We start from the raw sequence: 13,300 nt of genomic DNA, 5'->3' as shown, positions 1-13,300 counted from the left end.
TATTCACGCCTGTCTTACAAAAATGTAAGATAGGCTTTTTAAATGTAAGATGGGTGTACGATTATACGTAGAAATGTATGCTATACTCTATGTAGATCAAAAAGAAAGAGGTTTATTATGAAAAAATGGAATGCGACACAGTTGAAGTATCTGATGGCGGCAGTAATGGTTCTAGACCATATTCCGCATATTACCGGAATCGTTTCTCCTTTGTGGGAAGGTATCTTTCACGCTATGACCCGTTGTGTGGGAGTTTGGTTTGCCTATATGGCTATGGAAGGCTTCATCCATACTCGAAATTTGAAAAACTACCTCATCCGTCTTTGGAGTTGGGCGCTGATCATGTTTGCTGGAAATAGCCTTCTCAATGCCCTATTTGCATCCAAAGGAGTAATGGTCAATAATAATATTTTCTTTACTTTGGCTATTGGTGTCACCATGCTTTGGATTGGTTTTCCAAGAAAAGAGCTGGATAAAAAAGAGAAGTTGTGGCGTCGGATTGGGCTTGCTAGTCTCTTGATTTTCGGGTGTCTTTTTACTGAGGGTGGTATCACCATGCTACCATTTCTCTTGATTAGTTACTCTTGTCGAAATCGCAAGGGCTTGCGAAATCTCCTCTATGCCTTTCTGTGGGCCTTCTTGTTAGTGACTTCCATCCAAATTTACGACACTTGGCACCAAACACTGGAAATGATGCTTTTCAATTCTGACTGGCTCTTTGTCACCGTCTTTCCTTTTATGGCCTTGTATAATGGACAGCGAGGAAAAGAAACTAGTTGGAGTAAATATTTCTTTTACATTTTCTACCCAGCTCATCTATGGATTATAACTCTGATTGCTTATTTGGTTAAGTAGATTCAATATTCATTAGCTCCTTCTTGCTTAAAATGCGAGAGGAGCTTTTCTGTATCTGGAATTCCTAACAAAACATGTTATAATAGTTTTAGAAAGGACGAGGTTTATGGCGAGCATACTTGTAATTGAAGATAATAATGAAATCCAGGAAATCTTAAGAACCCTTCTTGCAGAGGAACACGAGGTAATCCAAGCCTTTTCTGGTACGGAAGGTATCATGCAATTTGACAAAGGTGGCATCGATCTCGTCTTGCTAGATATCATGCTCCCTGGGAAAAATGGCGACCAAGTCTTGCAAGCTATTCGACAAACTAGTCAGACTCCGGTCATCATGCTCACTGCTTTAGGTGATAAAAAGCTCATCAGCCAATATCTACTAGACGGTGCCAATGATTATGTAGTAAAACCTTTTGATTTGGACGAAGTCTTTGCCAGAGTCACTGTGCAATTACGCCAAAGTGGTGAACATCAGTCAGGAAATCGAAGAGAAATTGATAACTTCGTACAAAACTTTAAAAATATCCAGTTCGATGCGGATAGTTTTGAAATAAGTAACGCAACTGAAACCATTCGTCTTGCAAAGAAAGAGTGTCAGATTCTCCAAATGTTGCTCCAGTATCCTAAAAAGATCTTCACCAAAGAAGAACTCTATGAATTGATTTGGGAAGAAAGTTACCTGCCTGGAGACAATACGCTCAACACTCATCTAAGCAATCTCCGTAAAAAACTGCATCAACTGGATCCAAATCACGAGTACATCGAAACCATTTGGGGAGTTGGTGTTCGATTAAAAGGAGACAAGCAATGATGTATATTTTGATATCTATATTGCTCCTCATTAACATCATTTTGGCGATTTCTTTGATTCGCTATCATATAGCAATTAGAGATTTAAGCAGACAAATTGAAGAAAAGATTCGCTCTGGTAGCATGAAGAGGATCGGTGTAAATTTCTTTTCAAAGACCATTTTGCGTCTACATAACCAAATTGAGAATCTATTTCAAGAAGTGGAGCAAAATCAGCTAATCATGAAGCGTGAAAAACGCACCCTAGATATGGCAATCAGTAACATTGCTCATGATATTCGCACACCTTTGACAATCGCTTCAGGATATACTCAGCAACTAATAAAACACCCCGATAATAGTCAGGAAACTTTAAGCAAAATAGCCCATCATCAGGATTTGGTTTCCAAACGGTTGGAGGCCCTCCTTGAATACCGTCATTTGATGGAAGGAGCAGTCAAACCGAAACTGGAAGAACTTGATTTATCAACTTTTATAACTAAAAAGACTTTAGCTTATTACGACGTTTTTCAATCTTCACATATTCTTCTTGATTTTAATGTTGAACCAGGATTGAAAACGACGACTGATGAGGACTTGCTTGATCGAATTATACAAAACCTCCTTGGAAATGTTCTCAAGCACGGCAAGGAGAAGGCTCGACTTTCTTTGAAAAAGGAAGAAAATAGGCTTGTTTTGGAAATTGATAATCTTGTCAAAAAATCTATCAAGAATATAGACAATCTCAGCAATCGTTTTTATTCTGAAAATATGTCGGATACTGAAGAATCCTCTGGTTTAGGTCTCTATATTACTGAGGAATTGGTTCATCTTCTTGGAGCGGAAATGAAGCTAGCCACTGATGGAGAATGGTTTTCAGTCTTTATTTATCTTTAACAGAAGAAACCTCCTCTATATCCTAGAGGAGGTCCTTTTTATAAGCTTTTCTTCTTGAAAATAATCAGTCCACTGAAAGAGAAGAAAAGTATGACTGTTACGCAAACCGTGATGGTATAGAGAATAGCTTGACTATTAGTAGTCATAGCATAGGCAAAATCTAGAATTAAATATCGTAGAATTTCAATGTCTGGGAAAACAAGAATTGGAATAGAAACGACAATAGAGCTAATCAGATAACCAATAAATACGGCAAGATAAGAATGAGTTAGGTAGAGAATAAAGGAAACAATCGAAAGCCAAGCGAGAAGGCAGAGAAATTGAAGGGAAATCGTCAAGAGGAGATTGGTAACAAAACCATCAGGCATTGTACCAAGTCCATTTAGTAGAGTCGCGGGAATAAAGGCAATCACAAGACTTGTGATGAGTTGTAAGAGAGCGATACTTGCTAGTACAAAGAATTTAGCAAGGAAATATTCTGTACGAGAAACGCCAACTGTCAAACTATTTTTATAAAGCTTGCCGATTAGATCGACCCCAAGAACTAAACACACTAGAATAATACAGAGGAAAACGAGGTTTGAACCGTTATTTGACGCGTTGATTAGAGCTTCTATCCCATTCCAACCATGGGTATGAAGCTCAGGTGGTGCTGGCTGAACTGACATTAGATGCCCTGTAGCGCCAATAGTAGCACCCAGTAACATAAGTACAAAGAGAATGAATTCTGTAATCCAGAATCCTTTGGAGCGGAAAAGACGGTAAAAATCTGCTTGAATGGTATGTATCATGATTTTTCTCCTATTCTACCAATTGGGTGAAGTATTCTTCTAGGTTTTGACGGGCAAAGTAAATCTCATCAATAGCAACATCGGACAAAGTTAGTTGCTTAAGAATCTGTTTGACATCTTGTTCATTTCCAAAGATATGGATTTCATTTTCAGGGTTCACAACCTTAAACTGGAGCTTGATTTGTTCTTTCAATACCTGACAAGCTCTTTCTTTATCACTTGTTTTAAGCACAATATAATCCTCACTCAGTGTTTCAAATTCAGCTTTACTGATTTCACGGATAATCTTACCTTGATCCAGAATACCAAAGCGATTAGCTAAGAGATAGAGTTCTGACAAGATATGACTAGAGATGAGTATAGTTATGCCTTTTTCTTGATTGAGTCGCTGGATCATGAGACGAAATTCTTTGATTCCAATCGGATCGAGACCATTAATAGGTTCATCAAGAATCAGGAAGTCGGGTTTTGTTAGGAGGGCAATGGCGATACCAAGTCTTTGTTTCATTCCTAGTGAGAAATCACGAAAGACTTTTTTACCTGTATCTGACAAGCCAACATAGTCCAAGGTCTCCTGAATCACCTTATCAGCATTTGGAATATGACGTATCATACAATAATATTTAAGGTTTTGATAAGCTGTCAAGTGATTGTGAGCTACAGGTGATTCGATAACTGAACCTACTCGAGATAAGGCCTTGGTCCACTCATTTTGTTCTTGGCTAGAGAAGAGGGAAACTGTACCTTTGTCCGCAAACAATAATTGAGTAATTATTTTGATAAGAGTAGTTTTACCTGCTCCGTTTTTTCCAATTAGACCATAAATATCTCCCTCTTTTATGGTTAGACTAAGATCTTGAAGAATAGCTTGGTTAGCAAATTGTTTGGTCAGTCCATGAATTTCGAGTACTGTTTTCATGATTTTCTCCTTTTGATTTATTTTTCTAACTTTAGTATAAGGTATAGAAATCAAAGAAACATCAAGTAATTCTAAAGAGTTTCTAAAGTTTTGTAATTCTTAAAAGAAACAAAACCCAGTTGATATGAACTGGGTTTCTCAATTATAAAATATACTTCTCAATGGCGCGTGCAACGCCTTCTTCTTCATTGCTGGCTGTAACGTCATTAGCAAGGGATTTGACATGGTCACTGGCATTTCCCATAGCAATGCCAAGCCCTGCAAACTGAAGCATTTCGATATCGTTATTGGCATCGCCCATGGCCATAATCTCTGAGGGCTCGATCTTCAAAATCGCTGCTAGTCGAGAAAGAGCAGTAGCCTTAGTAGTCCCAAGTGGCATGGCTTCATAAATGACAGGCTGTGAACGAACTCCGCTAAATCGTTGGCAGAGTTCCTCAGCAAACCGCTGCTCAAAATCGTCTGTTTGCTCTTTTGTTCCTAAAAACATGCCTTGGAACATGCGATATTTGCCACTAGTGGCTTCCTCAAGGGAAATTTCAGTCAGGTCTGAAAAAACAAGTTTGGCATCATTTTGAACGATTTGATTAGGCTTACCACCGAGAACAAAATAATGTTTCTCATCAAAAAGAGTCAACTGGACGTTGCTTTTTTCTGCTAGGTCATAGAGATATTCGATGTCAGCTGGACTAAGTTCCTGCCAGTCAACTAGCCCCCAGTCACTGGTCTGGTGAGTTGAACAACCGTTATTAACAATGACATACTCATTCTGGAGGTCCAGTCCCAGTTTTTTGTAGTAAGGAAGAACACCAAAAAGCGGACGACCTGTACAGAGAACCAGTTTGACACCTTTTTCAATAGCTTGGTGAATGGCAGTGATGTGGGCTTGCGGGATTTCCTTGGCTTCATTGAGGAGGGTTCCGTCCATATCCAAGGCTAGTAGTTTAATCATAAGACTTCCTTTTCTAGGTGTTTTGCTTTTATTATAGCATATAGACTATGAAATGTCCGACAGAATTGTAACATTTGACTTTCCTTTTCTTGAAAAACAAAATAAATTCTTATATAATATGTATACTTAATATTTAAGGAGAAATAATGTCAAAGTATCAATTTAATTCAATTTACAAAAATGATGAAACAGAGTCTACAGGTCTTCTTTTCATTAAAGTTTACAACAAGTGGGAAAGTAACTTAAAAAGAGTCTTGAAATCAGTTGGTCTTACTTTGCCTCAATTTATCGTTTTGACTTCGCTTTTGTTTCTGTCTAATAGAGAGGAATATGTAACGCAAGTTGATATTGCTCGGTTCTCTGGTATGGATGTCATGACGGTTTCCCAGATTGTTAGGCTACTGGAGAACAAGGACTACATTAAACGCGATCAACATCCAAAGGATAGTCGGGCAAAACTGGTCTCAGTGACGAAGTCTGGCGCAGAGAAGGTCAATCAAGCTTTACCTTTAGTAGAAGGTGTTGATGAAGAATTTTTTGAAAAACTATCTAACGATAGAGAAGTTTTTAATCGTTTGTTAGTAGAGTTGGAGGATAAAAATGCCTAGATATTGGGTCGGAGTTGTTTCAAAGAACCATGTTTTAAGAGGAGTTGAAGGGAATTTTTGCCAGGTCTGTCATGGAAAGGGTGGCCCCTTAAATCGTATGAAAAAAGGTGACTATCTTTTATACTATAGTCCGAAATACGATATGAACGGTCAAGATAAGTTACAGGCTTTTGTGGCCGTAGGTAAAATTACAGATGACAAAGCCTATCAAGTAGAGCAGTTCGAAGGATTCTTTCCCTTTAGACGAAATGTCGAGTATTATCAACCAGTCAAAGATTGCTCCATAGAAATAGCTAGACAACATCCTGAATGGAAAGACTATACTTCTCGACTTCGTTATGGACATTTTGAAGTTTCCAAAGACTTTTTCCTCTATATCTTTCAGCATATGAAAGTGGATGATGAAGGATGATTGATTTGCTAATTAAATGATTGTCAACTAGAATTTTGGATTTGGACTGTGAAGCGAACTTTGCTATAATAGAGTAAGAAACTTTGATAAAGCAAACGAGGCAGAGATGAAATTACTTTATACTGATATACGGTCTTCTTTGACTGAAATTTTAACAAGAGAAGCGGAAGAGCTAGTTGTCGCGGGCAAGCGGGTCTTCTACATTGCCCCCAACTCTCTTTCTTTTGAAAAGGAACGCGCCGTGCTGGAATGCTTGTCCCAGCAGGCTTCTTTTGCGATTACCGTCACGCGTTTCACTCAAATGGCTCGTTACCTGGTTTTAAATGACTTGCCGACTAAAACTAGTCTAGATGACATCGGGCTTGGGATGGCTTTTTATAAGTGCCTTGCGGAACTCGATCCCAAGGACTTACGTGTTTATGGTGCAATTAAGCAGGATCCTCAATTTATCCAGCAGTTGATTGAACTTTATCATGAGATGACGACTGCTCAGATGAGCTTTTTGGACTTGGAAAGTCTGACAGATGAGGATAAGCGAGCAGATTTACTCTTGATTTTTGAGAAAGTAACAGCCTATCTCAATCAAGGTCAGTTGGCTCAGGGAAGTCAGTTATCTCATTTGATTGAGGCTATTGAGAATGACAAGGTAAGTAGTGATTTCAGTCAACTTGCCTTAGTCATTGACGGATTTACCCGTTTTTCTGCCGAGGAAGAGCGTGTAGTGGATCTACTCCACCGAAAAGGTGCCGAGATTGTCATTGGGGCCTATGCAAGCAAGAAAGCTTATACCAGTCCGTTTACTGAAGGAAATCTCTATCAAGCCAGTGTGGAATTTCTTCATCATTTGGGGGCAAAATACCAAACACCTGCTCAGGATCGTTCTCAGACACATGAGAAAATGGATAGTTTTGACAAGGCCTCTCGTTTGCTGGAGTCTTCTTATGACTTTTCAGAATTAACATTGGAGGTTGATGAGAAAGACCGTGAAAATCTGCAAATTTGGTCTTGTTTGATGCAAAAAGAGGAGTTGGAGCTGGTGGCTCGCGCTATTCGTCAGAAATTACATGACCATCCAGAATTAAGTTACAAGAATTTTCGTATTCTCTTGGGTGATGTGGCTTCTTACCAGTTATCGCTGAAAACCATTTTTGAGCAGTACCAGATTCCTTTCTATCTTGGTAGAAGTGAATCCATGGCCCATCATCCCTTAACCCAGTATGTCGAATCTATTTTGCGTTTGAAACGCTACCGTTTCCGTCAGGAGGATTTGATTAATCTCCTCCGAACTGGTCTGTATACTGACCTTAGCCAAGCGGATATTGATACTTTTGAGCAATATCTCCGCTATCTTGGCATCAATGGCTTGCCAGCTTTTCAGCAGACCTTCACAAAATCCCACCATGGAAAATTTGATTTAGAGCGTTTAAATTCTCTTCGGCTGCGAGTTTTGGTACCACTTGAAACCTTATTTGCCAGTCGGAAGCAAAAGACTGAAAATCTCTTGCAAAAGTGGAATACTTTTCTAAAAAATGCTGCTTTAAGCAAGCAGATGCAAGAATTGACAGCTACCATGGAAGCTCTTGAACAGGAAAGACAAGCCGAAGTTTGGAAAGCGTTCTGTCATGTTTTAGAACAATTTGCGACGGTTTTTGCTGGTTCACAAGTTAGTCTGGAGGATTTCCTAGCCTTGCTCCATTCTGGAATGAGTTTGTCCCAGTATCGCACCATTCCAGCAACTGTTGACACCGTTCTGGTGCAGAGTTACGATTTGATTGCGCCCTTAACGGCTGATTTTGTCTATGCCATTGGGCTGACTCAGGATCATTTACCAAAAATTGCGCAAAACACCAGCCTGTTAACAGACGAAGAAAGACAAAGCCTAAACCAAGCGACTGAAGAGGGAGCACAATTACTGATTGCAAGTAGTGAAAACCTCAAGAAAAATCGCTACACCATGCTTTCCTTAGTCAATGCTGCCCGTAATCAGTTGATTTTGTCAGCTCCAAGTCTCCTCAATGAAAATGAGAGCAAGGAATCGGCCTATCTTCAGGAACTGGTGAGTTTTGGATTTAGCCGAATAGAGAAGAAGATTCATCAAAAAAGTCTGTCTAAGGATGATATGGGTTCATATCACAGCCTTTTGTCTAGTCTGGTTGCCTATCATCAGCAGGGCGAGACAAGTAATACTGAGCAAGATTTGACCTTTGTCAAGGTTCTGGCGCGTGTGATGGGGAAAAAACTTGACCAAAAAGGTCTTACAAATCCAGCACTCCCAACTAGCCCAAGCAGCAAGCCATTAGAGAAAGAGACCTTGCAGGCTCTCTATCCCGCTGACAAAGAGTTTTACCTGTCTACGTCTGGTTTGACTGAGTTTTACCGCAATGAATACAGTTATTTCCTCCGTTATGTCTTAGGTTTGCAGGAAGAATTGCGGCTTCGTCCAGATGCTCGCAGTCACGGGAATTTCTTGCACCGCATTTTTGAGCATGCCTTGAAACTACCTGCTGAAAATCCATTTGACCAGCGTTTGGAGCAAGCTATTCAAGAAACTAGTCAAGAACGGGAATTTGAAGCCATTTATCAAGAAAGTTTGGAAGCCCAGTTTACCAAGGAAGTTCTACTTGATGTCGCGCGAACTACGGGCCACATCCTTCGTCATAATCCAGCTATCGAAACCATTCAAGAGGAGGCAACATTTGGTGGTAAAGATCAAGCCTTTATTCAATTGGATAATGGTCGCAGTGTCCATGTGCGAGGCAAGGTTGACCGTATTGACCGCCTGAAAGCTGATGGAGCGCTAGGAGTGGTGGACTATAAGTCTAGTTTGACCCAATTCCAGTTTCCTCATTTCTTTAATGGGCTTAATTCCCAACTGCCTACCTATCTTGCTGCCCTAAAAAGAGAAGGGGAGCAGAACTTTTTCGGTGCCATGTACTTGGAAATGACTGAGCCTGTCCAATCTTTATTAGCTGTTAAAAGTCTGGCAGGAGCAGTAGCAGAAGTCAGCAAGTCTATGAAATACCAGGGACTCTTTTTAGAGAAAGAAAGCAGTCACTTGGGAGAGTTTTATAACAAAAACAAGGCCAATCAGCTGACAGACGAGGAATTCCAGCTCCTACTAGACTATAATGCCCATCTGTACAAGAAGGCAGCTGAGAAGATTTTAGAAGGCCAGTTTGCCATCAATCCATATACAGAAAACGGCAGAAGTATTGCTCCATACGTCCAGCAACACCAAGCCATCACAGGTTTTGAAGCAAATTACCACTTGGGACAAGCCCATTTCCTTGAGAAATTAGAGTTGTCTGACGGCAAACGTCTGGTCGGAGAAAAACTCAAGCAAGCTTGGTTTGAAAAAATAAGAGAGGAGTTGAATCGATGAAGCCCATTTCCTTTTTAACTGAGGAAGAAATTCAAAAACTGCAAAAAGCAGAAGCAAGTTCGAGCAAGGAACAGAAGAAAACAGCCGAGCAAATCGAAGCCATTTATACCGCAGGGCAAAATATCCTTGTTTCAGCGTCTGCTGGTTCAGGGAAGACCTTTGTCATGGCAGAGCGTATTCTGGATCAGTTAGCACGTGGTGTGGAAATCAGCCAACTCTTTATCTCGACCTTTACCGTCAAGGCTGCTACAGAACTCAAGGAACGTTTGGAGAAAAAAATCAGCCAACAAATACAAGAAACCGATGATGTCGATCTCAAACAACACTTGGGACGCCAGTTGGCAGATCTACCAAACGCTGCCATCGGAACCATGGACTCCTTCACGCAAAAATTCCTTGGCAAACATGGCTATCTGATTGATATCGCACCGAACTTCCGTATTTTGCAAAATGAAAGTGAACAGTTACTCTTAAAGAACGAAGTTTTTCATCAGGTTTTTGAAGAGCATTACCAAGGTGAAAATAAAGAGAAATTTAGTCGATTAGTGAAAAACTTTGCTGGACGTGGCAAGGATGAACGAGGTCTGCGCCAGCAAGTCTACAAAATCTATGATTTCCTTCAATCCACCAGCAGTCCCCAAAAATGGCTGAACGAGTCTTTCCTCAAAGGGTTTGAAGAAGCTGACTTTGCAAATGAAAAAGACAAACTAACTGAGCAAATCAAGCAGGCGCTTTGGGACTTGGAAAGTTTCTTCCGTTATCATCTGGATAACGATGCCAAGGAGTTTCCAAAAGCTGCCTATTTAGAAAATGTGCAGCTGGTTCTGGATGAAATTAGCTCCTTAAATCAGGAGTCCGATAGCCAGGCTTATCAAGCAGTGCTTACGCGTGTTGTCGTCATCTCTAAGGAGAAAAATGGTCGAGCTCTGGCTAACTCCAGTCGTAAGGCCGATTTAAAGCCACTTGTTGATGCCTACAACGAAGAGAGAAAGGCCCAGTTTGCTAAACTAGGACAACTGGCGGACCAGATAACGATTCTCGACTACCAAGAACATTATCATGAAGATACTTGGGATCTAGCTAAAACCTTCCAAAACTTTATGAGTGATTTTGTGAATGCTTATCGTGAACGTAAACGCCAGGAAAATGCCTTTGAATTTGCTGATATCAGTCATTACACCATTGAGGTTTTAGAGAATTTCCCACAAGTCCGCGAGGCTTATCAGGAACGATTCCATGAAGTCATGGTCGATGAGTATCAGGATACCAACCACATTCAAGAACGAATGCTGGAATTGCTGTCGAATGGTCACAATCGCTTTATGGTGGGAGATATCAAGCAGTCCATCTACCGGTTCCGTCAGGCAGATCCTCAGATCTTCAATGAAAAATTCCAACGCTATGCGCAAAATCCCCAAGAAGGCAAGTTGATTCTCCTCAAGGAAAATTTCCGTAGTAGTTCAGAAGTTCTGTCAGCAACCAATGATGTTTTTGCACGCCTTATGGACCAAGAAGTCGGAGAAATCAACTACGATAGCATGCACCAGCTTGTTTTTGCCAATACCAAACTGACTCCTAATCCTGAGAACAAGGCAGAGTTTCTCTTATACGACAAGGACGATAGTGGGCAAGAGGAGGAAGAGAGCCAAGCAGAAACGAAACTCACTGGAGAAATGCGTCTGGTCATCAAGGAAATCTTGAAGCTCCATCAAGAGAAAGGTGTAGCCTTTAAAGAAATAGCCCTTTTGACTTCCAGTCGCAGTCGAAATGACCAGATCCTCCTAGCTCTGTCTGAGTACGGAATTCCAGTTAAAACCGACGGTGAGCAAAACAACTACCTCCAATCCCTAGAAGTACAAGTCATGCTGGACACCCTGCGCGTCATTCACAATCCCCTGCAAGACTATGCCTTGGTAGCCCTTATGAAGTCTCCTATGTTTGGTTTTGATGAGGACGAGTTGGCACGTTTATCCCTCCAGAAAGCAGAAGATAAAGTCCAAGAGAATCTTTTTGAGAAACTGATCAATGCTCAAAAACAAGCAGCTAGGCAGAAAGAGTTAATTCATACAGCTCTAGCGGAAAAATTAAATCAATTCATGGATATCTTGGATTCTTGGCGCCTGTATGCCAAAACTCACTCTCTCTATGACTTGATTTGGAAGATTTACAACGACCGTTTTTATTATGACTATGTTGGGGCTTTGCCGAACGGACCTGCTAGACAGGCTAATCTCTATGCCCTAGCTCTACGAGCTGACCAGTTTGAAAAGAGCAATTTCAAGGGCTTGTCGCGTTTTATCCGTATGATTGACCAAGTCCTAGAAGCCCAGCACGATCTCGCAAGCGTAGCCGTCGCACCGCCAAAAGATGCTGTAGAACTTATGACCATTCACAAGAGTAAAGGACTAGAGTTTCCTTATGTCTTTATCCTCAACATGGATCAGGACTTCAACAAACAAGACTCGACGTCAGACGTCATTCTCAGTCGTCAAAATGGGCTTGGTGTCAAATACATTGCCAAGGTGGAAACAGGAGCAGTGGAAGCACACTATCCTAAAACCATTAAACTCTCTATTCCTAGCTTAACTTATACGCAGAATGAGAAAGAACTGCAACTGGCTAGCTATTCAGAGCAGATGCGTCTGCTGTATGTTGCCATGACGAGAGCTGAGAAAAAGCTCTATCTTGTCGGCAAGGGTTCTCGTGAAAAGCTAGAAGCAAAGGAATATCCATCAGCTGAGAGCGGAAAATTAGATAGCAATACCAGACTGCAAGCAAGAAATTTCCAAGATTGGATCTGGGCTATCAGCAAAGTATTTGCCAAGGAAGATCTCAACTTTAGCTATCGTTTTATTGGTGAAGACCAGCTGACCAGAGAAGCTATTGGTCAATTGGAAAACAAGAGTCCTCTACAAGATAGCTCTCAAGCAGACAACCGCCAGTCAGAAACCATCAAAGAAGCTTTGGAAGTGCTGAAAGAGGTGGAAGTTTATAATACTCTTCACCGTGCAGCCATTGAGCTTCCTAGCGTTCAAACCCCAAGCCAAATCAAGAAATTCTACGAACCCGTTATGGATATGGAAGGGGTAGAAATTACTAACCAAACTCAATCAACAGAGAAGCCAATCAGCTTTGATTTACCCGATTTTTCAACTAAAGAAAAAGTAACTGGAGCTGAGATTGGTAGTGCCACTCACGAACTCATGCAGAGAATTGACCTTAGTCAGCAACCAACACTTGCTAGCCTGACAGAAACTCTCAAACAAGTTCAGACTAGTCCAGCTGTGAGAGACAAGATTAATCTTTCTAAAATCCTTGCTTTCTTTGACACACCACTTGGTCAGGAGATTCTTGCTAATACAGACCATCTTTATCGCGAGCAACCTTTCTCTATGCTCAAAAAAGATCAAAAGAGTCAGGAAGATTTTGTTGTTCGTGGGATCTTGGACGGCTATCTACTTTATGAGGACAGAATTATTCTTTTCGACTATAAGACAGACCGTTACGATCAACCAAGTCAACTCATAGACCGCTATCGTGGTCAGTTAGCCCTATACGGAGAGGCTTTATCACGAGCCTATTCGATTGAAAACATTGAAAAATACTTGATTTTGCTCGGTAAAGATGAGGTTCAAGTTGTAAAAGTATAATTTATACTCTTCGAAAATCTCTTCAAACCACGTCAGCTTCACCTTGCC

Annotated in this window: 10 protein-coding genes; 7 read left to right on the top strand and 3 right to left on the bottom strand. The window is 40.8% G+C overall.

From position 1 onward, the window contains the following. Positions 1 to 117: 117 nt before the first annotated feature. From KX728_RS04815 to KX728_RS04805, 3 genes are all read left to right on the top strand, one after another. Positions 118 to 855 (top strand): TraX family protein, encoded by a 738-nt coding sequence (locus KX728_RS04815; protein WP_215804673.1) that lies wholly within the window; start codon positions 118 to 120, stop codon positions 853 to 855. Positions 856 to 961: 106 nt separating this feature from the next. Next, positions 962 to 1,663, top strand: coding sequence for a response regulator transcription factor (locus KX728_RS04810; RefSeq protein WP_215804674.1), 702 nt, complete (start codon positions 962 to 964; stop codon positions 1,661 to 1,663). After that, complete coding sequence (locus KX728_RS04805) at positions 1,660 to 2,538, top strand: sensor histidine kinase (protein WP_215804675.1); 879 nt, start codon at positions 1,660 to 1,662, stop codon at positions 2,536 to 2,538. Before KX728_RS04810 ends, KX728_RS04805 begins: the two co-directional genes overlap by 4 nt. A 38-nt stretch (positions 2,539 to 2,576) precedes the next feature. Here the strand turns inward: KX728_RS04805 and KX728_RS04800 are convergent, their stop codons facing one another. The 3 genes from KX728_RS04800 to KX728_RS04790 all read right to left on the bottom strand — a co-directional run bounded on the left by KX728_RS04800 (position 2,577) and on the right by KX728_RS04790 (position 5,200). Continuing rightward, on the bottom strand, positions 2,577 to 3,329 hold the full coding sequence (locus KX728_RS04800) for an ABC transporter permease (protein ID WP_215804676.1): 753 nt from the start codon (positions 3,327 to 3,329) through the stop codon (positions 2,577 to 2,579). Positions 3,330 to 3,339: 10 nt separating this feature from the next. Beyond that, entirely contained in the window at positions 3,340 to 4,248 is a 909-nt protein-coding gene (locus KX728_RS04795; protein ID WP_215804677.1) for an ATP-binding cassette domain-containing protein, read from the bottom strand. A 142-nt stretch (positions 4,249 to 4,390) separates the two neighbouring features. After that, positions 4,391 to 5,200, bottom strand: a complete 810-nt coding sequence (locus KX728_RS04790; RefSeq protein WP_206283660.1) for a Cof-type HAD-IIB family hydrolase — start codon at positions 5,198 to 5,200, stop codon at positions 4,391 to 4,393. A 146-nt stretch (positions 5,201 to 5,346) separates the two neighbouring features. On the opposite strand from KX728_RS04790, the gene KX728_RS04785 reads away from it, so the two are divergent. The 4 genes from KX728_RS04785 (at position 5,347) to addA (ending at position 13,252) form a co-directional block, all read left to right on the top strand. Beyond that, positions 5,347 to 5,808, top strand: coding sequence for a MarR family winged helix-turn-helix transcriptional regulator (locus KX728_RS04785; protein ID WP_070567357.1), 462 nt, complete (start codon positions 5,347 to 5,349; stop codon positions 5,806 to 5,808). Beyond that, positions 5,801 to 6,220 (top strand): EVE domain-containing protein, encoded by a 420-nt coding sequence (locus KX728_RS04780; RefSeq protein ID WP_215804678.1) that lies wholly within the window; start codon positions 5,801 to 5,803, stop codon positions 6,218 to 6,220. The genes KX728_RS04785 and KX728_RS04780 overlap by 8 nt, the downstream gene beginning before the upstream one ends. Before the next feature lie 106 nt (positions 6,221 to 6,326). Beyond that, complete coding sequence (gene rexB / locus KX728_RS04775; protein WP_215804679.1) at positions 6,327 to 9,602, top strand: ATP-dependent nuclease subunit B; 3,276 nt, start codon at positions 6,327 to 6,329, stop codon at positions 9,600 to 9,602. Next, the gene (gene addA, locus KX728_RS04770; protein WP_215804680.1) at positions 9,599 to 13,252 is read left to right on the top strand and encodes a helicase-exonuclease AddAB subunit AddA; all 3,654 of its coding nucleotides are present in this window, start codon (positions 9,599 to 9,601) and stop codon (positions 13,250 to 13,252) included. The genes rexB and addA overlap by 4 nt, the downstream gene beginning before the upstream one ends. The last annotated feature ends 48 nt before the right edge of the window (positions 13,253 to 13,300 follow it).

It is taken from the genome of Streptococcus oralis (genome assembly GCF_019334565.1).
In the GTDB taxonomy this organism is placed as follows: domain Bacteria; phylum Bacillota; class Bacilli; order Lactobacillales; family Streptococcaceae; genus Streptococcus; species Streptococcus oralis_CR.
Note: the sequence above shows the minus strand (reverse complement) of the source record. Positions and strands in the feature narration are given on the sequence as shown.

Coding starts and splice junctions, on each gene's coding strand:
- KX728_RS04780 (WP_215804678.1), top strand. CDS start 5,801: ATGCCTAGATATTGGGTCGGAGTTGTTTCAAAGAACCATGTTTTAAGA.
- addA (WP_215804680.1), top strand. CDS start 9,599: ATGAAGCCCATTTCCTTTTTAACTGAGGAAGAAATTCAAAAACTGCAA.
- KX728_RS04785 (WP_070567357.1), top strand. CDS start 5,347: ATGTCAAAGTATCAATTTAATTCAATTTACAAAAATGATGAAACAGAG.
- KX728_RS04795 (WP_215804677.1), bottom strand. CDS start 4,248: ATGAAAACAGTACTCGAAATTCATGGACTGACCAAACAATTTGCTAAC.
- rexB (WP_215804679.1), top strand. CDS start 6,327: ATGAAATTACTTTATACTGATATACGGTCTTCTTTGACTGAAATTTTA.
- KX728_RS04805 (WP_215804675.1), top strand. CDS start 1,660: ATGATGTATATTTTGATATCTATATTGCTCCTCATTAACATCATTTTG.
- KX728_RS04810 (WP_215804674.1), top strand. CDS start 962: ATGGCGAGCATACTTGTAATTGAAGATAATAATGAAATCCAGGAAATC.
- KX728_RS04815 (WP_215804673.1), top strand. CDS start 118: ATGAAAAAATGGAATGCGACACAGTTGAAGTATCTGATGGCGGCAGTA.
- KX728_RS04790 (WP_206283660.1), bottom strand. CDS start 5,200: ATGATTAAACTACTAGCCTTGGATATGGACGGAACCCTCCTCAATGAA.
- KX728_RS04800 (WP_215804676.1), bottom strand. CDS start 3,329: ATGATACATACCATTCAAGCAGATTTTTACCGTCTTTTCCGCTCCAAA.